Genomic DNA, 19748 nt, shown 5'->3' with positions numbered 1-19748 from the left:
GGGAGACGCCGTGCGCTGGCGGCGGTACGGCGAACACGCCGCCCTGCTCGACTGCGCCTCACTCGAGGAGATGAGCGCGGCCCGGGCGACGCTCACCGAAGCCGCGCTCGACGGCGTCGAAGAGATCGTTCCCGGTGCCCGCAGCCTGCTGGTAGTCGCGACGCCCGGTTCAGGTGCGCTGGAGGCCGCGCGGTCGTTGCTGGCCTCGGCCGATCTGGCGCACCCGCGGGTCGCGGACGTCCGTGAAGTCGTTTTGGACGTGCATTACTCCGGCGAAGACCTCTCCCTGGTCGCTGAGGACGCGGGGCTCAGCGTCGACGAGGTCGTCACCCTCCACACCAGCGCGGTCTACACGGTCGCGTTCACTGGGTTCGCACCCGGTTTCGGTTATCTCGCCGGGCTTCCCGCCGAACTGCGGCAGCCGCGGCTGACCTCCCCGCGCACCCGCGTCCCCGCTGGCTCGGTGGCCATCGCGGACGAGTACACCGGCGTCTACCCGCGGGAATCCCCCGGCGGCTGGCGGTTGATCGGGCACACCGAGGCGACGCTCTTCGATCCCGAGGCCGCGCAGCCCGCGTTGTTCGCGCCCGGTCTCCGCGTGCGGTTCCGGAGCGTCTGATGCGCGCGCTGGAGATCGTCTCGACCGGTTCGCTGGCTCTGGTGCAGGACCTCGGCCGCCCCGGTTACGCGCATCTGGGCGTCCCACCGTCGGGTGCACTTGATACCGCCGCGCTGCGGCTCGGCAACCGGCTGGTCGGCAATGCCGAGGACGCCGCCGGGATCGAAACCGTGCTGGGCGGACTGACCGTCCAGGCCGCCGCTTCGTGCACCGCCGCAGTGACCGGACCGCCGGTCGCAGTGTCGGTCGACGGACAAGAGACCGGCTCGCACACGCCGATTCCGTTGCGGCCAGGCCAAAAACTGACGATCGGCCGACCCGATTCCGGACTGCGCTGCTACCTGACGGTGTCCGGCGGCATCGCCGTACCGCCGGTGCTGGGCAGCCGGTCGACCGATGTCCTATCCGGACTCGGCCCGTCTCCGTTGAGCGCTGGCGCAGTTGTCCCGCTCGGCCCCGCGACCGGTGTTCCGTCCGGTGCCGACGTGGTCGCCGCTGCGCCGGTACCGGCGCAGTTGGCAGTGCCCGTCCTGCTCGGCCCTCGCGACGACTGGTTCGCCGATGCCGTGAACGCGCTCAACGCACAGTGGACAGTCACCGCGGAATCCAACCGGGTGGGAGTCCGCCTTGACGGGCCGCCGCTGCGCCGGGTGTCCACTGTGGCCAATTCGGAGTTGCCCAGCGAGGGCGTGCTCACCGGCGCGATTCAGGTTCCCCCGAACGGATTGCCGCTGGTGTTCCTGGCCGATCATCCGACCACGGGCGGTTACCCCGTGGTCGCGGTCGTGAGACGGGAGTCACTCGGAGCACTCGCTCAAGCACGCCCCGGAACCTTGGTGCGGTTCCACGCGTCCTTCTGAGCGTGGAACGGGTAACGATCACCGGCGGCACGGGTTTCCTGGAGCTGAACACCGGAGGACGGGCGGAGCTGCCGCAGTCGCTGCGCATCGCGCTCGCGACCGGTCAGGTACGCCTCCCGCTGGCGGAAACCCTCCGCGAACTGCTGGCCTTGCTCGTCGACGGCCAGTACCGCGTCAGCGGCCCGGAGCGGTTCGAGGACCGTGATCTCGTCCCGGCGAACCCTTGGCCGGACGGCGACGACGCCCGGGTCGCGTACTACCGCGCGGCGATCCGTTCCGGGCACCGGCCGGTAGCGGTGGTTTTGTCTGGCCAGCGGCCGTTTCTGCTCGACGGGCACCACAAGATCAGCGCGTACCGGGCGGAAGGGGTCACGCCGTCGGTGGTGCTTATTTCGGCTGCTCGGGCGGAGAATCCGGGCTAGCTTCCGGGGGTATGACCGAAGATCGGCAGGTGTTCGCCGGCGGGCTGAACACGGTCGTCCGGGTCGGCGAGACGGTTCGGCGCGAGCGACGGCCGTGGAGCGACCGGGTCGCCGCGTTGCTGCGTCACCTCGAAACCGCCGGGTTCCGGCAGGCTCCGCGGTACTTCCGCGCGGAGGGCGACACGGACGTGCTGGAGTTCCTGCCCGGCGAGGTCAGCAACTACCCGCTGACCTCGCCGGCCCGCAGCACCACCGCGTTGCTCTCCGCCGCGAAGCTGCTGCGCGCGTACCACGATGCGACTGCCGATCTCGCCACCGCGATGCCGGGCGGGTGGATGTTGCCGGATCAGGAACCCGCCGAGGTCATCTGTCATGGAGATTTCGCGCCGTACAACTGCGTGCTGCGCGGCGAAGAAGTCGTGGGCCTGATCGATTTCGACACCGCGCACCCCGGACCGCGCCTGCACGACCTCGGCTACGCCGTCTACCGGTTCGCGCCGCTGACCGATCCGGCCAATGAGGACGGTTTCGGCTCGGTCGAAGACCAAGCAGCCCGCGCGAAACTGTTCTGCGACGCCTACGGATTAGCCGACCGCACAGCCGTGGTTGAAGCGGCCGCCGACCGGCTGCGCGACCTGGTGCACCTCATGCGCACCCAAGCCGCGTCCGGCCACGAGGGCTTCGCGAGCCACGTCGCGGCCGGACACGATCGGCTCTATCTGCGGGACGTCGCGTATATCGAAGCCAACGCCGAGACACTCAGTACTCGCTCTCGTAAGCCGCCACCAGTTCCCCGTGCAGCGCCGTCGAATCCGGCAGCACCGTCCCGTTCAGCGTGTGCACCCGAGTCACCTTCCGCACCGACGACGTGAGGAAAACCCCGTCCCCGCGCAGCAGGTCGGCCACCGAAAGCGGCTCCACCTTGACCGACCAGCCTGCCTTCTCCGCGCCGCGGAACAACGCGTACTGCGTCGTTCCTGGCAGGATGCCAACAGTGGACGGCGGCGTGTAGAGGGTCCGCTCCTTCGCCAGCACGACCGTCGACGTCGGTCCTTCGAGCACCGAATCGTCGGTAGCGGTGAAGATCACATCTTGGGCTCCGCGACGGGCCGCCTCGCGCAACGCGGCCATGTTCATCGCGTACGAAACCGTTTTCGCACCGAGCAAAAGCCACGGTGCGCGTTCGGCGAGTTCGGGGCCGAAACCGCGCTCCAGGGTCACCACGGAAACCCCTTCGGTGCGCGCCCGCAGCACCTTCTCGTCGACCTCCAGGCCCATCGCGAACGCCGTCGGCTTGCCGTCCGGATCGCCGTCCACACCCCGCGTGTACACGAGTTTCAGTGCGATCTCCGGGCCGCCCTTCCACGCGTCGACGACCGCCTGCGCGGCTCGGGCGAAGCCGTCCAAGTCCGGGGCCGGGAGGTCCAGCATCGCCGCGGAACGGGCGAGCCGGTCGAGGTGCGGACGCATTTCCCGCGGCTTTTTCACTGCCACGAGGATCGTTTCGAACACCCCGTCTCCGCGCAGCAGGCCGAGGTCGTCCACCCGGAGGTGAGCGGCTTCGGGGTCGGCCAGTGAACCGTCGAGGAAGGCGAGAACGCGCATCCCCTCAAGGTACTCACTTACCCTTAGGGCTATGCCGTACAGCTCGCCGCTGCTCGCAATCCCCCGCGCGGTCGCCGCGCCCGAGGGCCATCCGGAAGCCGGAGTTCCGTGGCACTGGGGCGATCCGTTCGCCGAGCAGCGCACCGCCGCCCGAGGAGTGGTCGTCATCGACCGCTCGCACCGAGAAATCCTCGCTGTCACCGGTGAGGAACGCTTGTCCTGGCTGCATTTGGTGATCTCGCAACACGTCACCGAACTCGCCGAAAACACTGGCACCGAAGCGCTCGTCCTCGACAGCCAAGGCCACGTCGACACCCACGTCGTGCTCGCGCACACCGGCGGGACGGTGTACCTCGACAGCGACCCCGGCCCGGTCGCCACGAGCGCGTTGCCCAAGGGCGGCAAGCAAACTCTGCGCGACTACCTCGAAGCGATGAAGTTCTGGTCCAAGGTCGAGATCCGCGACGCGACCGAGGAACTGGCCGTCCTTTCGGTGCTCGGCCCGGAGACTGACAGCGTGCTCGGCGTCGAACTCGGGGCCGAGCCGTATTCGGTGACAGCGCTGCCCGAAGGCGGTTTCGCCCGCCGGATGCCGTGGCCGTCGCGAGCCGGAGCGGATCTCGTGGTGCCGCGCGCCCAGCTCACTCAATGGTGGCAACGGCTCACCGACGCCGGCGCGCGTCCGGCCGGCTCGTGGACCTTCGACGCGCTGCGCGTGGAAGCACGGCATCCGCGGCTCGGCGTCGACACCGACGAGCGGACGATCCCGCACGAGGTCGGCTGGATCGGCTCGGCCGCGCACGTCTCGAAGGGCTGCTACCGCGGCCAGGAGACCGTCTCGAAGGTGCACAACGTCGGCCGTCCGCCGCGGTATCTCGCGCTGCTGCACCTCGACGGTTCGCCGGAGATCACGCCGGAGACCGGCGACCCGGTGAAACTCGGCGAGCGCGTGGTCGGCCGGATCGGCACGGTCGCGCAGCACCACGAACTCGGGCCGATCGCGCTGGCGCTGGTCAAGCGCTCGGTGCCGGGCGGGGCGGAACTGCTGGCAGGCGACGAGGACCGAGTGGTCCAGGCCACTGTCGATCCGGACTCGGTGCCGGGCGAGCACGCGGCGCCCGGGCGGGAAGCGGCGCAGAGACTGCGGGGCTGAAGTGAACTCGACGGTAGCGTCGTCGCCGAATGTGGAGCAGGATGTGCCCGTGATCGAAGTGCGTCCCGGCGGGCGACGACGGATCGACCGCGTCCTCGGCCCGGGATATCTCACCGGACTAGGCGACTTGCCGCTCCCGGTGCTGCGCGAGCGGCGCGACGAGGCCGCGCAGGAGGAGACAGACCTGTCCTACCTGCGCCGGCTCCTGCACGCCCGCATCGACATCGTGCGCGCCGAACAGGAACGCCGTTCGTCCGGCGGGGAAAGCAGCATCGTCGACCGGCTGGCGTCGATCCTCGCCGACAACGCGCTCGGCCCGGCCGCCGGTTCCGGCCGTCATCAGCAGCTCGAACCGTCCCGCGCGGGCGAGCACCGCAGACACGCGGAGGCGCTGATCGGCGACACCGGGCTCACCGACGTCGGCTCCCTGTCGGACGACAAGCTCGCCGCCGCGCTGGACACGTACGCGGCCGAGGAAGCGTCCGTGTCCTCCTTTCGCCGCCAGGTCCAAGGCGTGATGGACACGCTCAACGCCGAGATCGCCGCGCGCTACAGCAGCGGAGCGGCCACTGTGGACCAGCTGCTGGACAGCGAACTGGGGCGCGCCGAGGAATGACCGGCCAACCGATCCTCGTCGAGGTCGTCCGGAACGGGTTCGTCGAGAGCGTGCACCACGGGTGTCTCGTCGTCACCGCTCCGGACGGCTCCGTCCAGTTCTCCGCAGGCGACGTGACGAGCCCGTTCTTCCCCCGCTCGGCGAACAAGCCGCTGCAGGGCGTAGGGATGCTCCGCGCCGGGCTCGGCTACGACGGCGCGGACCTGGCGCTGGGGTGCGCCTCGCATTCCGGCGAAACCGGACATGTCGAACGTGTCGCCGCGATGCTGTCCGGCGCCGGGCTCGATCCCTCGGCGCTGGCCTGCCCGGCTGAGCTGCCGATCGGCGAGGACGCCCGGCGCGCGGCCGACGAGCCGCGGAAGATCACGATGAACTGCTCCGGCAAACACGCCGCGATGCTCGCCACCTGCGTCGCGAACGGCTGGGACACCGACGGCTACCAGAAGCCGGACCATCCGCTGCAGGTCCAGCTCGCGAAGACAGTCGAGGAGCTGACCGGCGAAGCCATCGCCGCGGTCGGCGTCGACGGTTGCAGCGCGCCGCTCTTCGCGTTCTCGCCGACTGGTCTCGCCCGGTCGTTCGGCCGGCTCGTCCAAGCTGACCCGGGCACCGACGAACGCCGGGTGGCCGACGCGATGCGCGCGCACCCATGGCTGGTCGCGGGCTCCGGGCGGGAGGACACCCGGCTGATGCAGGCTGTGCCCGGGCTGCTGTCGAAGAGCGGCGCCGAGGGCGTCCTGGCGTTCGCGCTAGGCGACGGCACCGCGTGCGCGATCAAGATCTCGGACGGCAACAAGCGAGCGTTGCCCCCGCTGGCCATGGCCGTCCTCGCGCGCCTGGGCATCGAGGCCCCGGAGCTGTCCGACCTGGTCAACCCCGCCGTGCTCGGCGGCGGAGAGCGGCAAGGCGAGCTTCGGGTCAGTTGGAGTGCTCTTTAGCCGCGAGGTCGCCCCAGAACTCGCGCAGCTGCGAAAACAGCTCGGCCAGCTCCTCGACGTTCCCGGTGCGCAGCGCGTCGAGAATGTCGTGGACCTCCTCCGCGGTGGAGTCGGCGTCCAGCAGCGAGTCGGCGAACAGCTGCACGAGGCCGCCGTAGTCCAGTTCGACCACCGAGTCCGGGTCGAAGCTCTCCAGCCACTGCCGGGTCTGCGAGAGCACCCGGCCGGGGCCGGAGTCGCCGAAGGTCGTCTCGATCAGCTCGCTCGCCTCGGTGGCCCGGCGGAGCGCGGCCGACATCGGCGTCCGCCAGGACGCCTCCCGCGCCGGATCGTCCGGGCCGCTGCCGAGCACGAGCTTGCGTTCGTCCGGGTCGACCAGCGAGAACCAGGGCAGCGGGACGGTCCACGTGGTGGTCAGGGTGTGCGCGGCGGCGGCCGTGAGGTCGGTCATCGCGGCCTTGGTCTCAGCGCGGGCCCGATCCGCCGTGACACCGCCCGCGTCGAGGATCGCGATCCGCAACGCCGGCTCGGAGTCGGCGAGGAAGGTGCTCAGCGCCGCGGCCGAGCGGGCACGCAGTTCGAGCGGGCACGCGAACGGGCCTTCGGCCGAGTGGCCGGCGGGGACGTCGGCCGGGTCGAGCACGAGCACGTCGGTGACGAGGCTCGGCGAGGGCCGTCCGTCGCGCAGCTGCGCGGGCAGCAGCCGCGCCGGTGCGGCCGCCTGTGACTTGAGCCACATCCACTGTTCGCGTTCGCCGATCCCGACCCGGCTGAGCCCGCCCGCGGAAACGGCCTCGACCAGCTGTTGCGCAGGAGGATCGCCCAGCGCGCGCAGAGGTTCGTACACCCGCAGATAGGCCACGAAGGGTCGGAGCACCCGAGCATCGTGGCACGCCGACCAGCGCCGATCCGCATCGACGTGCCGGTAACCGGCGTCCGGCGGACACTGTCGCGACGAGCACACCGTGCCACGTCGCATCCACCCCCCGGGACACGGTACGGTGTCAGCAGGAAAGAACTGTCGAGACGATGCGGGGCCGCCGATTCCCCCGGCCGCCCCGCCCCTGTGCGAGGGGGTCGAGCCATGGGGCGCGGCCGGGCTAAGGCCAAGCAGACGAAGGTGGCGCGCGAGCTCAAATACAGCTCCCACGAAACCGACTTCGATGCTTTGCAGCGCGAGCTGTCGAGTAGTTCCTCGGACAACCACGAGGACGACAAGCGGTACGAGGACCCGTACGACGACGGGTACGACGAGTACCGCCGTTGACGCAGGCACACGACACGCGAGGGCGGAATCGGACGTAGGTCCGAGACGCCCTCGCGCGTCGTGTGCTGCCCGTTTTCTTGCACGCCGGTGAGGTGACGAAGGAGTTGAACGGGTGAGCGACATCGCACGAGTAGGTGTGGTCGGAGCCGGGCTGATGGGCTCCGGCATCGCCGAGGTGCACGCCAGGTCCGGGTTGGACGTGCTGGTCACCGAGGTGAACCAGCCCGCCCTCGACGCGGGCAAGGCGCGCATCGAGAAGTCGCTGCAACGCGGCGTCCGCAACGGCAAGCTGGCCGAAGAGGACGCCGAAGCGGCTCTCGGGCGGCTGCGCTTCACCACGGACATCGCCGAGTTCGCCGACCGCGATCTCGTCGTCGAGGCCATCCTGGAACAGGAGCAGGCCAAGGTCGACGTGTTCCGGACGCTGGACAAGATCGTCGAGCGCGAGGACGCGGTGTTCGCGTCCAACACCTCGTCGATCCCGATCATGAAGCTCGGCATGGCCACCGGCCGTCCGCAGCAGGTCGTCGGCATCCACTTCTTCAACCCGGTGCCGGTGCTGCCGCTGGTCGAACTGGTCCCGTCGCTGCTGACCAGCGAGGAGACCGCCCGCCGGGCCGAGGAGCACGCCACCGGCGCGCTGGGCAAGACGGTGATCCGGTCGCAGGACCGTGCCGGGTTCATCGTGAACTCGCTGCTGGTGCCGTATCTGCTGTCGGCGATCCGGATGATCGAATCGGGCTTCGCCTCGGCCGAGGACATCGACCGCGGCATGGAGCTGGGCACGGCGCATCCGATGGGTCCGCTGCGGCTGTCCGACCTGATCGGCCTCGACACCATCAAGGCGATCGCGGACTCGATGTACGCCGAGTTCAAGGAGCCGTTGTACTCGTCGCCGCCGCTGCTGCTGCGCATGGTCGACGCCGGACTGCTCGGCAAGAAGACCGGTCGAGGGTTCTACTCGTACTCCTGACTTTAGTTGCGGCGTCCCGCAACCTTTCCCCGCTGTGCGGGGCCGGGCGGGTCGCTTGACTGTGCGGCATGACCTCGACGTTCGTCTTCGCCGCCGGTGCCAACGGCGTGTCCGCCGCCCCGCCTGAACTCGTGCTGCGCGGGTATCGCGGGGTGGGCGTGCCGCAGCCGGAGCAGCAGTTCCGGCTGTCTTATCAGGCTCCGCAGGATCTCGGCGCGTTCGCCACCGAACCCTCGGCGCTGGCCGGCGTGACCGTGGCCGACCAGGTCGCGGCCACTGTGGACGTCGTCCGCCGGGCCGCGGCGCTGGGTCCGGTCGTGCTGGTCGGGTCGAGCATCGGCGGCGCGCTGGTCACCCTCGTCGCCGAAGAGGTCCCGGAGCTGGTGTCGGCGCTGGTCTACGACGCCGCGTTCTGTTGCGTCGAACTGCCGACGCCGGAGGAGTATCTGGCCACGCCGGAGGCCGCGACGTCGCTGGTCGGCGCGATGCTCGGGTTCATCGCGGCCGATCCGGCGGCGATCGGGGCGATGCGCTTCAACTGGCGGTCTTCCTCGGCGGAGGCGTTGACGGCGGCGAAAGCGGCGCTCTGCCCGGACGCGACCGACGGCGAGTTCTACGCCCTGCTCAACGCGATGGCCCCGGACGACATCATCGGCCGCAGCGCGACCGACTCGCGCGGCACGCCGCAGCGGTGGGGGCGCGTCCCGCGGTTCTACGTCCGGCATCTCCAAGACCGCCTCGTGCCGCTCGCTCTGCAGGACCGGATGATCGCCGAGGCCGACGCGCACACTCCCGGCACGCAGTTCGAGGTGTACGACCTCGACACGTCGCACTTCCCGAACGCGGCCGGGATGGCTCAGTTCGTCGAGGTCTTGGACAAGGTCGGCCAGTCGGTCAGCTGAACGCCGCTCGCCGCGCCGCCCGGCGCAGCACCGTCAGGATCGCCGGGCCCAGCACGACGATCGCGACCAGGTTCGTGAGCGCGCGGCCGGTGTCCCAGCCCAAAGTGGACGTCAGCACGGTGAAGACCAGGAACCGGTGCAGGTTGTCGCCGAGCGGGCCGCCCGGGACGAAGTCCAGCGCTGTGTGATTCGCCAGGAACGGCCAGGTGAACAGGCTCATCGCGAGGCCGTAGAAGTAGGCGGCGACCACGCCGTAGACCGCCAGCATCGCGATCTCCCACCGGCCCTTCACCCGGCGCGGCAACAGCCCGGCGCCAAGGCCGACCAGCGACGACGCCAGCATCTGGAATGGCAGCCACGGCCCGACCCCGCCGGTGAGCAGCGCGGACGCGAACAGGGACGTCGAGCCGAGGACGAACCCGAAACCCGGCCCGAACACCCGCCCGGCCAGCACGAGAAGAAAGAACACCAGCTCGATCCCGCCGGTGCCCGCGCCGAGCGGGCGCAGCGCGGCGTTCACCGCGGACAGCACGCCGAGCAGCGCGAGCGCCTTCGCGTCGAGTCCGCCGCTGGACAGCTCGGCCAGCACGATCAGGATCAGCACCGGCAGCGTCACGAGGAAAACGAACGGCGCGTCGGTCACGTGCGCGGAGGCGCCGACGGTGCCGCGGGCGAGCAGCGGCCAGCAGAACATCGCCAGCCCGACCACGACGGCCGCCGTCAGCACCAGCGCCGTGCGGAGCCGGATGCGGACGGCGGGGCCCAGGAAATCGGTCACGCCAGCGCCTTCGCTACCGCGTCCACGGTCAGCCACGGCTCCGGCGCGAGGATCTTCGCGACCTGCGGCGCGAAGGCGGGCGAGGCTACGACGACGTCCGCGGTCGGGCCGTCCGCGACCACTTCGCCCTCGGCGAGGACCACGACGCGGTGTGCGGCGGAGGCGACGAACTCGACGTCGTGGGTTGCCAGCAGCACCGCGTGTCCCTCGGCGGCCAGGTCGGCGAGGATCGTCGCGAAGTGCCGTTTCGCCGGGTAGTCCAGGCCACGGGTCGGCTCGTCGTGCAGGACGACCGGCGGGGCGGCGGCGAGCTGCACGGCCAGCACCAAGGCGAGTCGCTGGCCTTCGGAGAGGTCACGCGGGTTCGTGTCGTCGGCGACGCCGGGCACGAGCCGGTCGAGCAGCTTCCGCGCGGTGCCTGGCGTGACGTCCGATTCGACGTCCGCCTGCCGCAGTTCCGCCGCGACGGAATCGAGGTACAGCAGGTCGGACGGGGTCTGCGGGACCAGCCCGACCCGCGTGCGAGCAGCCCGCGTCCGGAGCGACTTCGGGTCCGCGCCGAGGACGTCGACCGTGCCGTCGGACCGGGGTCCGCTGCCCTGCAACGCCCACAGCAGCGAGGACTTGCCCGAGCCGTTCCGGCCCATCAGCGCGACCACCTCGCCGCGGTTCAGCCGCAGGTCAACGCCGCGTACCGCGTTCACGCCGCCGTACCGGACCCGCACGCCCCTCGCCTTGAGCACCGCTTCGCCAGAGCGCCCCAATGTGGCATTGGGTGCATGCGACGCACCCAATGTGGCGTTCGGTGCGTTGAATGGGCCAGTGGCGCGCAGCGCCTCCGTTGAGGGCGGCGGCGGGGGCATCGGTGGAGCACCCAATGCCACATTGGGGCGGCGCTCGGCCAGGCGTTCTCGCAGTGGGCGGGCGAGACGGCGGGCGTCGCGGACCGAAAGCGGCAGCGGTGACCAGCCCGCGAGCCGCCCTAGCTCGACGATCGGCGGGGCGACGTCGGTCTCGGCGAAGACTTCCGCTGGCGGGCCGGAGACCACGGTGCCGTCGCCGGGCAGGTAGAGCAGGCGGTCGGCGTACTGCGCGACGCGTTCCATCCGGTGCTCGGCGACGACGACCGTCGTGCCCAGGTCGTGCACCAGCCGGGTGATCGCGGCCAGCACCTCCTCGGCCGCGGTCGGGTCGAGCGCCGACGTCGGTTCGTCCAGCACCAGCACGCTCGGGTGCGCCGTGAGCACCGCGCCGATCGCGACGCGTTGCTGCTGCCCGCCGGAGAGAGTCCGAAGTGGACGGTCGCGGAGTTCGGCGATGCCCAGCAGGTCGAGGGTTTCCTCGACGCGTTTGCGCATCACGTCCGGCGCGACGGCGAGCTGCTCCATCGCGTAAGCCAGTTCCTCCTCGACGGTGTCGGTGACGAATCCGGCCAGCGGATCCTGTCCGACCACACCGACCACCGACGCCAGTTCACGCGGCGGATGAGTGGCGGTGTCGAGCCCGGCGACCTCGACGCGTCCGGCCAGCGTGCCGCCGGTGAAATGCGGGACGAGACCGTTGATCGCGCCGAGCAATGTCGACTTGCCGACACCGGTGCGTCCGGCGACGAGGCAGAGTTCGCCCTCCTCGATCGTCACGTCGACGTCCCGGAGCACCGGCCGGTCCGCCCCGTCGTAAGTGACGCTGACCTGCGAGAACTCGATCATCGGACGACCTCCGACACCAGCGCCGGACGCGGCGCGAACCAAGCGGGCAGCACGCTGATCAGCACCGCGACGGCAGGCAGCAGCGGCAGCTCCGGCCAGGTCGGCGGGCTGGCCGGGGTGGTGAGCGAAACCGGGTCGGCGATCAGCACGAGCACCGCGGTCGCGACGCCGCACAGCGCGACCAGCGTCTCCGGCAGCCGCCACGGATCGGGCCGGTAGGTCGTGCGCCGGATCTGCCGTCCGCCCAGCACGAATCCGGCGGCGGCCAGCACCAGGCCGGCGACGAGCATCGGCACGCCGAGCCACGACGCGGACCCGTCGAGCACGCCGTAAACCCCCACCGCGACGCCGACCAGCCCGGCCAGCACACAGGTCGCGATCAGCATCCGGACGCGCGGCGAGAGGTAGCCGCGCCGTCCGTAGCCGCGGGAGTCCATGGCCGCCGCGAGCTGCAGTGACCGGTCCATGGCGTCGGCCAGTACCGGCACGAAAATCCCCTTCACGAACCGCAGGCCGCGCGTCTTGCCAGCCCGCAGCCGACGCGCGCGACGCACCCGTTGCACGCTCTCAACCAGCTGCGGTGCCACGGACAACGCGACAGTCACCGCCGTCCCCACCTCGTACAGCGCCCCAGGCACTGCCTTGAGCAGGCGTTTCGGGTTCGCCAGCGCGTTCGCGGCACCGACGCAGAGCACGATCGTCGCCAGCCGGAGTCCGTCGTACAGGCCGCCGAGCAGCTCCTCGGCCGAAGTGGGGCCGAGGAGCTGAATGCCGGCCGCGACGCTCGGCAGCGGGATGGTCGGCAGCGTGAACAGGATGTGGCCGCCGTCCTCGCCGCCGATCAGGATCCGGAACAGCACGCGCGAGGCCAGGATCACCCCGGCGACCCAGGCGTACATCCGGAACGCCAGCGCCCACGGCGCGTCGCCGCGGCGGAGCACCACGACGAACCCGGCCACCGCGATCACCAGAGCGAGCAGAACCGGGTTCGTGGTCCGGCTGGCGGCGACGGCGAGCGCGAGCGCCCACACCCACCACGCGCCGGGATGGAGCGCTCGCGGGCTACTCCGCGGCACGCCTGCGGCGCACCGCGACGACCGTCCCGGCCACCACGAGCAGCACGACGACCACGATGCCGATCACCAGTCCCCACGGGAATCCACTGTCCGAAGTGGACGCCGGAGCCGGAGATTCCGCGGGCGCGTTGGCTTTGCGCACCGGTTCGGTGCGCGGCGGCGGATACTCGGTGTAGGACTTGCCGATCGCGAACGACCAGCCCTCGAACGCACCGGCGGGCGGCTTCCAGCTCTGCGCGCCGACCTGCGCCGAGGCCCATTTACCGCCGTTGGCGGCGGTCCAGAAGCTCCAGGACGCGTTCTCCGGCGGCATTCCGGTGCAGGTCTGGTCGGCGGGCTTGCCCTCGATCTTGCACATCACCGCCAGGCCGTACTTGCCCGCACCGGCGAGTTCGAAGCCCGCGTTCTGCAGGGCGGTGACGCCGTTTTCCTGTTTGCCGGGAGCGCACCGGATCAGGGTTTCGCCGCCGAGCCCCTGGAAATCGACGATCACCGTGACGCCGTTGTCGTCCTGGCAATAACCTGCGGTGCCCTTGCCGGGCGTGGTCGCCGAGGCGGAGGACGCCCCGCCCAAACCGGTGGCGACGAGAAGAGCGCAGCCGGCGAGGACTCGCCCCCAGTGCCGCGCGTGGCCGAACTTCATGTCAGATGTACCTCGCATCGATCGGACCACGACGGGCGATCCGGCTCGCGGTCCCTCGCGGGCCGCTCACGGTTGCGGGCCAGCGCCGGATTCTCACCGGCTTCCCCCGTTCGTGGCGAAGAACTTGTCGACGTTAACGCACCGCAGGCCGCGCCGGAAGCGACCGCGGACACACCTACACTTCCGGGCGTGGGACAGGACCAGCTGCGCGTCGGCCTCGTAGGAACCGGACCGTGGGCCACCACGGTGCACGCTCCCGGGCTCGCGGATCATCCAGGGACCGTGCTCAGTGCTGTGTGGAGCCGTCGGCCGGAAGCCGCCGCCGCGCTGGCGCAGGCCTACGACGCCGTGCCGACCAGCGATCTGGACGAGTTGTTCGAGCAGGTCGACGCGCTCGCGTTCGCCGTGCCGCCGACCGTGCAGGCCGAACTGGCGACCCGGGCCGCGGAGGCGGGCAAGCACCTGATCCTGGAAAAACCGATCGCCGCCGACCTGGCCTCGGCACAGCGTCTCGCCGACGCCGTGACGTCCGCTGGCGTGGCTTCGCTGGTGATGCTCACGCTGCGGTTTTCCCAGCAGACGCGCGACTGGCTGGACGGCGTCACCGCCGCTGGCGGTTGGCGAGGCGGCAGCGTGCGGTGGCTGTCCGGCGCGCTGCTCGGCGGCAAGTACGCGACCTCGACCTGGCGACAGGACCCGGCGGGCGGCGCACTCGCCGACGTCGGCCCGCACGCGTTCGACCTCCTCGACGCCGCCCTTGGTCCGATCACCGGCGTCCTCGCCGCGCACCGCGGTCCCGAAGACCTCTGGCAACTGCTGCTCGAACACGAAGGCGGCATCACGAGCACCGCGACCCTCAGCATGCGCCTGCCGGTGCAGCCGACGGTGGTCGAGTACTCGGTCTTCGGCGAGCACGGCCTCCGCACCCTCGGCCGCGCTGGCACGGCGAACGACGCGTACACCGCGCTGCTGGACGACTTCGCCGCGATGGTGTCGTGCGGAACGACCACGCACCCCTGCGATGTCCGGCGAGGCGTGCACCTGGCTCGGATCGTGGACCAGGCGCGGGCCGCGCTGAGTTCTTAATTCGCTTGCCCGGTCTGAGACGATGAACGGGAAGTTCGTTTCGGACGAAGGAATGCCTATGTGCTCCGCCACGGCCCACCCCGGCCGCCTGGCCTGAGCTGTCTGGCCTGAGCTGTCTGGCCTGCGCGCCTGGCGTGGGAAGCCCTGCCTGGTTTCGTGCTGCCTGTGCTTTCCTTCCTTCCGAAAGGCTTCCACCAGAGATGTCCGCCCTTCAGGCCTACGTCCGCGCCACCGCACCGATCGGCCGCGATACCGAACGGATCGGCCCGTTCCTGGCGACTTTCGCCCGGGACAGCTCGCATCCGATGGCGAACTACGCCATCCCCGACGACGGCGCGAAGCCCTCGCCCGCCGAGATCGCTCTTCTGATTTCCGCTTACCAGCAACGAAATCTCCTGCCCCGGCTGGAGTTCTTCACCGAGGCCGCCCCCGAGGTCGAGGCAGCTCTCGTCACCGAGGGGTTCACGCTGGAACGACGCGTGCCGGTGATGACCTGCACCGCCGAAGACCGTGTCGATTGCGTTGTACCGGAACACATTCAGCTGCGCGCGCCGTCGTCCGACGACGAATTCCGCCGTTTGCGGTCCGTGCAGAACGTCGCGTTCGGAGAGCCGCCGGAGGTGTCGGACGCCGATGTCGAACGCAACCGCCACTACCTGACTGTCCTAGCCGAACACGAAGAAACCATTGTGGGCGGCGGAATCGCGCTGGACATCGTTTCCGGCGCGACGGAAATCGTCGGCATCGCAGTGGCCGCCGAGTACCGCGGCCAAGGCATCGCTGCGGCCATCACTGCGCGCCTGACGCGCCTTGCCCACGACCTCGGTGCGCGGACAGCATTCCTTACGCCGGGCGACGTGGGCATCGGGACGGTCTACCGCCGCGCCGGGTACCGCACCGCCGGCGAATGCGTGCACCTGTCGCTGAACTAATCGTCGTACCGGCCGCCGCGACCACGCTTGACGTCGCTACGACGCTTCTTCGCCGCCAACCGGCGTTCCTTCGAGCCCCGCGAAGGCTTGGTGGGACGCCGCTTGGCAGGCGGCGGCGCGGAAGCTTTCGTCAACACCTCCGCCAACCGCTCCCGCGCCGCGTCGCGGTTCATCAGCTGGGAGCGGTATTCGCTGGCCGCGATGGTCAGCACGCCGTCGACCAGGCGCGTGCCCAGCCGGGTCGTGATGCGTTCCTTCAGCGCGGGCGGGATCACGGCGGAGCCCGCGACGTCGAACGACAGCTCGACGCGCGAGTCCGTCGTGTTCACGCCTTGTCCGCCCGGTCCCGAGGACCGGGAGAACCGCTCTCGCAGTTCGGCACCCGGGATCACGAACCGGGTGCCAACGCGTACGTCCTCCGCCATGTCCTCAGTGTCTCAAGACCTGGCAAGCGGCTTTCAGAACCGCGGGTGGTCGCCGGACAGCACCGCGCGCGGACCGTCCGGGTCCTCGGCGGGCTGGACGTCGCCGAGGATCCACGCGGGCACGTGCCGCGCGGTGAGCACCGCCAGCGCCCGGTCGACGTCCTCGGCGGACACGATCGCGACCATGCCGACGCCCATGTTGAACGTCTTCTCCAGCTCCGCGCGCTCGACCTTGCCGCGCTGCCCGATCAGCGCGAACACCGAAGCCGGCGTCCACGTGCCGCGTTCGAGCTTGGCGACGAGACCGCGAGGCATCACGCGGGCGAGGTTCGCTTCGAGACCGCCGCCGGTGATGTGCGCGAACGTGCGCACCTCGGTCTCGGCGACCAGCGCGAGGCAGTCCTTCGCGTAGATCTTGGTGGGTTCGAGCAGTTCCTCGCCGAGGGTGCGGCCGAACTCCTCGACGTGCCCGTCCAGCGGCATCCGCGCGATGTCCAGCAGCACGTGCCGGGCCAGCGAGTAGCCGTTGGAGTGCAGCCCGGACGAGCCCATGGCGATCACGACGTCGCCGGGGCGGACCTTCTCCGGCGACAGCAGCGCGGACGCCTCGACCGCGCCGACGCCGGTGGCCGACAGGTCGTAGTCGTGCTCGCCCATCAGGCCGGGGTGCTCGGCCGTCTCGCCGCCGAGCAGCGCGCAGCCCGCCTGGACACAGCCCTCGGCGATGCCGCCGACCAGCGCCGCGATCTTCTCCGGCACGACCTTGCCGACCGCGATGTAGTCCTGCAGGAACAGCGGCTCGGCCCCGGTGACGACGAGGTCGTCGACCACCATCGCGACCAGGTCGATGCCGACGGTGTCGTGCTTGTCGAGCGCCTGCGCGACCGCGATCTTGGTGCCGACGCCGTCGGTCGACGACGCGAGGATCGGCTCTTTCCACTTGTCGAGCTTGAGGGAGAAAAGCCCGGCGAAACCGCCGACCCCGCCGCGCACCTCGGGCCTGGTGGCCCGCTCGGCGTGTGGCTTGAGCAGCTCGACGGCCTGGTCACCGGCGTCGATGCTGACCCCGGCGGCTGCGTACGTGGCGCTCGTGGACTCGCTCACGGAAGCGGACTCCCTACTGGACATGCTTGGTTCACGGACGCCGGACGGCGTCTTCGGCACCGTACCCGGCGGCGCTGACCGGAGTCGCCGCGCCACCTGCGGCGTCCATGCTTTCGAGCAGGTGCTTGCCGATGAGCGCGTCCTCGGGCAGCGGAATCGGGTACTCGCCGGAGAAGCAGGCCGTGCACAGCCGCGACTTCGGCTGCTCGGACGCCGCGACCAGGCCGTCCAGCGAAATGTAGCCGAGCGAATCGGCCCCGATCGAACGGCGGATCCCGTCGAGGTCGACGCCGTTGGCGACGAGTTCGGCCCGCGAGGCGAAGTCGATGCCGTAGAAGCACGGCCACCGCACCGGCGGCGACGCGATCCGCACGTGCACCTCGAGCGCACCGGCCTCGCGCAGCATCCGCACGAGCGCGCGCTGGGTGTTGCCGCGGACGATCGAATCGTCCACCACCACCAGCCGCTTGCCGCGGATGACGTCGCGCAGCGGGTTCAGCTTCAGCCGGATGCCCAGCTGCCGGATGGTCTGCGACGGCTGGATGAACGTGCGCCCGACGTAGGCGTTCTTGACCAGGCCGGTGCCGTAGGGCAGGCCCGAGCCCTGCGCGTAGCCGATCGCGGCCGGGGTGCCGGACTCCGGAACGGGCATCACGAGGTCGGCTTCGACCGGGTGCTCGACGGCCAGCTTGCGGCCGATCTCGACGCGCGTCGCGTGCACGCTGCGGCCGGCGATCGACGTGTCCGGACGGGCGAGGTAGACGTACTCGAAGACGCAGCCCTTGGGCTCCGGGTTCGCGAACCGCGACGAACGCAGCCCCTCAGCGTCTATGGCGATCAGCTCGCCCGGCTCGACCTCGCGCACGAACGACGCGCCGCAGATGTCGAGCGCGGCGGTCTCGCTCGCCACGACCCAGCCGCGCTCCAGCCGGCCGAGCACCAGCGGGTGCACGCCGTGCGGATCGCGGGCCGCGTACAGGGTGTTCTCGTCGGCGAAGACCAGGCAGAACGCGCCCTTGAGCGTCGGCAGCAGGTCCAGCGCGGCGGCCTCGATGCCCTTGTCCGCGGCGTTCGCGGCGAGCAGTCCGCAGACCAGGTCGGAGTCGCTGGAGGACCCGGTGAGCCCGGCGTGCGGCTTCAGCCCCGCGGCGACGGTGCGATCGCGCAGTTCGGCGGTGTTGACCAGGTTGCCGTTGTGCGCGAAGGACAGGCCGCTGCCGGTGTCCGTGGTGCGGAAGATCGGCTGGGCGTTCTCCCAGATCGTGGCTCCGGTCGTGGAGTACCGGCAGTGCCCCACGGCGATGTGCCCTTGCAGGGACTGCAGAACCTGCTCGTCGAAGACCTGGCTGACGAGCCCGAGATCCTTGAAGACGACGATCTGCGAGCCGTCCGAAACGGAGATGCCCGCTGCCTCCTGCCCGCGATGCTGCAGGGCGTAAAGGCCGTAATAGGTGAGCTTGGCGACTTCTTCCCCGGGAGCCCAGACGCCGAAGACGCCGCACTCCTCACGGGGTTCCGGTTCGGGTTGATCTTCGGGTCGAGCAGGACTGGCGGAGGGGTCGGAAACCACCGGGAAGCTCCCAGGAAGACGTGGGCGGGCCGGTTCAAGTGTAAGGGGTGGAGGGGGCGGGGAAGCGGGCTGCGGGGTGGTTCTGACCACTACGGGGGAGGGTTTCCGGATCGGTGCTCTTGATTTGGAGCAGGGGTCTTAATGGTGGAGCGAGTGCTTGGATGCGCTCCGTCACCGCTTCGGCCCTTCCCGGTGCTGGCTTTCCAGTTCTGCCAGATGCGCCAGCGCCGGAAGCGCCGCCCTCAGGGCCTCGACCTCGGCGTCGGCGAGTTCGTCGATCAGCCGCGCGTACGCGTCGATGCCCGCCTGGCGCCGCGTCTCAACGTACGAAGCCCCGGCTTCGGTCAGCCGCACCAGCGTGACCCGCTTGTCGGACGCGTCGCCCCTCCGCTCGACCAGTCCGGACTCCTCCATCGCCCGGACCAAGACGGTCATCGCGGGCTGGGTGACACCCTCGAGCACGGCCAGCTCGGTGATGCGTCGCGGGCCGGATCTGTGCAGGGTGGCCAGAGTGGAGGCGGACGTGATGCTGAGATCGCGCGGAAGGCGTCTCGCGGCCCTGGTGGCCAGCTCGTAGAGGGCCGACCCGACCGCGGCGGAGGCGTCGCGAGGGGCGTCTTGACGACTCATGCAAGAAGCATAGAGTACTTATATAAAAGCTTTATACATCTCGAAAGGCCGGACGGATCCGGCCGAGCACAGGAGGTTTCCGTGACCAAGGGCTACTGGGCCAGCGTCTACCGCAACATTTCCGACCCCGAGAAACTGGCTGCCTACAACAAGCTGGCCGGTCCGGCCGTCCGCGCCGGGGGCGGGCGGCTCCTGTCGCGTGACGGCCGAGTCGTCGCCCATGAAGCCGGAATCACCGAGCGCGTCATCCTGATCGAGTTCGACAGCTTCGAACAGGCCGTCGCGGCTTACGAGAGCGAGGCCTACCAGGAGGCGCTGGCGGCTCTCTCCGACGGCGTCGAGCGCGACTTCCGCATCGTCGAAGGCCTCGCCTGACCGAGAGGCTCAGCCAGACACGGGGCAGAAATGAGCCAGGCCCCGCACGAAGTGGATTGGGCCAC

General features: G+C 70.3%; 23 protein-coding genes and 1 riboswitch. Of the genes, 13 read left to right on the top strand and 10 right to left on the bottom strand.

The features are described from left to right. Positions 1-10 precede the first annotated feature (10 nt). The 4 genes from ACWGIC_RS00785 to ACWGIC_RS00770 are packed head-to-tail and all read left to right on the top strand — an operon-like array spanning position 11 to position 2773. Positions 11-619 (top strand): 5-oxoprolinase subunit B family protein, encoded by a 609-nt coding sequence (locus tag ACWGIC_RS00785; protein WP_452073786.1) that lies wholly within the window; start codon positions 11-13, stop codon positions 617-619. Further along, positions 619-1479 (top strand): 5-oxoprolinase subunit C family protein, encoded by an 861-nt coding sequence (locus ACWGIC_RS00780; RefSeq protein ID WP_452073785.1) that lies wholly within the window; start codon positions 619-621, stop codon positions 1477-1479. Before ACWGIC_RS00785 ends, ACWGIC_RS00780 begins: the two co-directional genes overlap by 1 nt. 2 nt (positions 1480-1481) lie before the next feature. Then, a complete protein-coding gene (locus ACWGIC_RS00775; protein ID WP_452073784.1) occupies positions 1482-1901 on the top strand; it encodes a hypothetical protein in 420 nt (139 codons plus the stop codon). A gap of 11 nt (positions 1902-1912) precedes the next feature. Further along, positions 1913-2773: an aminoglycoside phosphotransferase family protein gene (locus ACWGIC_RS00770; RefSeq protein ID WP_452073783.1), complete on the top strand. Its 861-nt coding sequence runs from the start codon at positions 1913-1915 to the stop codon at positions 2771-2773. Here the strand turns inward: ACWGIC_RS00770 and ACWGIC_RS00765 are convergent. Further along, positions 2661-3506, bottom strand: a complete 846-nt coding sequence (locus ACWGIC_RS00765; protein WP_452073782.1) for an aminodeoxychorismate lyase — start codon at positions 3504-3506, stop codon at positions 2661-2663. The genes ACWGIC_RS00770 and ACWGIC_RS00765 overlap by 113 nt on opposite strands. 31 nt (positions 3507-3537) lie before the next feature. Here ACWGIC_RS00765 and ygfZ point away from each other — a divergent pair, with 31 nt between their 5' ends. Genes ygfZ through ACWGIC_RS00750 form a run of 3 tightly spaced genes read left to right on the top strand, consistent with a single transcriptional unit; the run spans position 3538 to position 6213 of the window. Further along, on the top strand, positions 3538-4659 hold the full coding sequence (gene ygfZ, locus ACWGIC_RS00760) for a CAF17-like 4Fe-4S cluster assembly/insertion protein YgfZ (protein WP_452073781.1): 1122 nt from the start codon (positions 3538-3540) through the stop codon (positions 4657-4659). Positions 4660-4708: 49 nt separating this feature from the next. Then, positions 4709-5275 (top strand): RsiG family protein, encoded by a 567-nt coding sequence (locus ACWGIC_RS00755; RefSeq protein ID WP_452073780.1) that lies wholly within the window; start codon positions 4709-4711, stop codon positions 5273-5275. After that, positions 5272-6213, top strand: coding sequence for an asparaginase (locus ACWGIC_RS00750; RefSeq protein WP_452073779.1), 942 nt, complete (start codon positions 5272-5274; stop codon positions 6211-6213). The genes ACWGIC_RS00755 and ACWGIC_RS00750 overlap by 4 nt, the downstream gene beginning before the upstream one ends. Here ACWGIC_RS00750 and ACWGIC_RS00745 read toward each other — a convergent pair. Next, the gene (locus tag ACWGIC_RS00745; RefSeq protein WP_452073778.1) at positions 6194-7090 is read right to left on the bottom strand and encodes a hypothetical protein; all 897 of its coding nucleotides are present in this window, start codon (positions 7088-7090) and stop codon (positions 6194-6196) included. The genes ACWGIC_RS00750 and ACWGIC_RS00745 overlap by 20 nt on opposite strands. Positions 7091-7297: 207 nt before the next feature. On the opposite strand from ACWGIC_RS00745, the gene ACWGIC_RS00740 reads away from it, so the two are divergent. The 3 genes from ACWGIC_RS00740 (at position 7298) to ACWGIC_RS00730 (ending at position 9355) form a co-directional block, all read left to right on the top strand. Continuing rightward, on the top strand, positions 7298-7480 hold the full coding sequence (locus tag ACWGIC_RS00740) for a DUF3073 domain-containing protein (protein WP_037716129.1): 183 nt from the start codon (positions 7298-7300) through the stop codon (positions 7478-7480). Between the two features lie 112 nt (positions 7481-7592). Continuing rightward, entirely contained in the window at positions 7593-8453 is an 861-nt protein-coding gene (locus ACWGIC_RS00735; protein ID WP_452073777.1) for a 3-hydroxybutyryl-CoA dehydrogenase, read from the top strand. Positions 8454-8521: 68 nt separating this feature from the next. Next, positions 8522-9355: an alpha/beta fold hydrolase gene (locus ACWGIC_RS00730; RefSeq protein WP_452073776.1), complete on the top strand. Its 834-nt coding sequence runs from the start codon at positions 8522-8524 to the stop codon at positions 9353-9355. Here the strand turns inward: ACWGIC_RS00730 and ACWGIC_RS00725 are convergent. From ACWGIC_RS00725 to ACWGIC_RS00710, 4 genes are read right to left on the bottom strand one after another with little or no spacing between them, the layout of a single operon-like run. Then, the gene (locus ACWGIC_RS00725) at positions 9348-10133 is read right to left on the bottom strand and encodes an ECF transporter S component (protein WP_452073775.1); all 786 of its coding nucleotides are present in this window, start codon (positions 10131-10133) and stop codon (positions 9348-9350) included. The two genes, ACWGIC_RS00730 and ACWGIC_RS00725, sit on opposite strands and share 8 nt — an antisense overlap. Next, positions 10130-11842: an ABC transporter ATP-binding protein gene (locus ACWGIC_RS00720; RefSeq protein ID WP_452073774.1), complete on the bottom strand. Its 1713-nt coding sequence runs from the start codon at positions 11840-11842 to the stop codon at positions 10130-10132. The genes ACWGIC_RS00725 and ACWGIC_RS00720 overlap by 4 nt, the downstream gene beginning before the upstream one ends. After that, entirely contained in the window at positions 11839-12918 is a 1080-nt protein-coding gene (locus ACWGIC_RS00715) for a CbiQ family ECF transporter T component (protein ID WP_452073773.1), read from the bottom strand. The genes ACWGIC_RS00720 and ACWGIC_RS00715 overlap by 4 nt, the downstream gene beginning before the upstream one ends. Continuing rightward, positions 12905-13561, bottom strand: a complete 657-nt coding sequence (locus tag ACWGIC_RS00710; RefSeq protein WP_452073772.1) for a hypothetical protein — start codon at positions 13559-13561, stop codon at positions 12905-12907. The genes ACWGIC_RS00715 and ACWGIC_RS00710 overlap by 14 nt, the downstream gene beginning before the upstream one ends. A 13-nt stretch (positions 13562-13574) precedes the next feature. Further along, a riboswitch (cobalamin riboswitch) is annotated at positions 13575-13722 on the bottom strand. A 28-nt stretch (positions 13723-13750) separates the two neighbouring features. On the opposite strand from ACWGIC_RS00710, the gene ACWGIC_RS00705 reads away from it, so the two are divergent. Both ACWGIC_RS00705 and ACWGIC_RS00700 read left to right on the top strand, forming a co-directional pair. Beyond that, a complete protein-coding gene (locus ACWGIC_RS00705) occupies positions 13751-14647 on the top strand; it encodes a Gfo/Idh/MocA family protein (protein ID WP_452073771.1) in 897 nt (298 codons plus the stop codon). Positions 14648-14847: 200 nt separating this feature from the next. Beyond that, the gene (locus ACWGIC_RS00700; RefSeq protein WP_452073770.1) at positions 14848-15579 is read left to right on the top strand and encodes a GNAT family N-acetyltransferase; all 732 of its coding nucleotides are present in this window, start codon (positions 14848-14850) and stop codon (positions 15577-15579) included. On the opposite strand, the gene arfB is transcribed toward ACWGIC_RS00700, so the two are convergent. The 4 genes from arfB to ACWGIC_RS00680 form a co-directional block, all read right to left on the bottom strand. Further along, positions 15576-16004, bottom strand: a complete 429-nt coding sequence (gene arfB, locus ACWGIC_RS00695; protein WP_452073769.1) for an alternative ribosome rescue aminoacyl-tRNA hydrolase ArfB — start codon at positions 16002-16004, stop codon at positions 15576-15578. The genes ACWGIC_RS00700 and arfB overlap by 4 nt on opposite strands. A gap of 33 nt (positions 16005-16037) precedes the next feature. After that, a complete protein-coding gene (purM, locus tag ACWGIC_RS00690; protein ID WP_354745992.1) occupies positions 16038-17108 on the bottom strand; it encodes a phosphoribosylformylglycinamidine cyclo-ligase in 1071 nt (356 codons plus the stop codon). 31 nt (positions 17109-17139) lie between these two features. Next, complete coding sequence (gene purF, locus ACWGIC_RS00685; protein ID WP_452073768.1) at positions 17140-18678, bottom strand: amidophosphoribosyltransferase; 1539 nt, start codon at positions 18676-18678, stop codon at positions 17140-17142. Positions 18679-18849: 171 nt separating this feature from the next. Next, on the bottom strand, positions 18850-19308 hold the full coding sequence (locus ACWGIC_RS00680) for a MarR family winged helix-turn-helix transcriptional regulator (RefSeq protein WP_452073767.1): 459 nt from the start codon (positions 19306-19308) through the stop codon (positions 18850-18852). 81 nt (positions 19309-19389) lie between these two features. On the opposite strand from ACWGIC_RS00680, the gene ACWGIC_RS00675 reads away from it, so the two are divergent. After that, positions 19390-19683 (top strand): DUF1330 domain-containing protein, encoded by a 294-nt coding sequence (locus ACWGIC_RS00675; RefSeq protein ID WP_452073766.1) that lies wholly within the window; start codon positions 19390-19392, stop codon positions 19681-19683. The last annotated feature ends 65 nt before the right edge of the window (positions 19684-19748 follow it).

This window comes from Amycolatopsis sp. NPDC054798, from assembly GCF_053611505.1.
The sequence above is the reverse complement of the archived record's forward strand: the minus strand, read 5'-3'. Positions and strand labels throughout refer to the sequence as shown.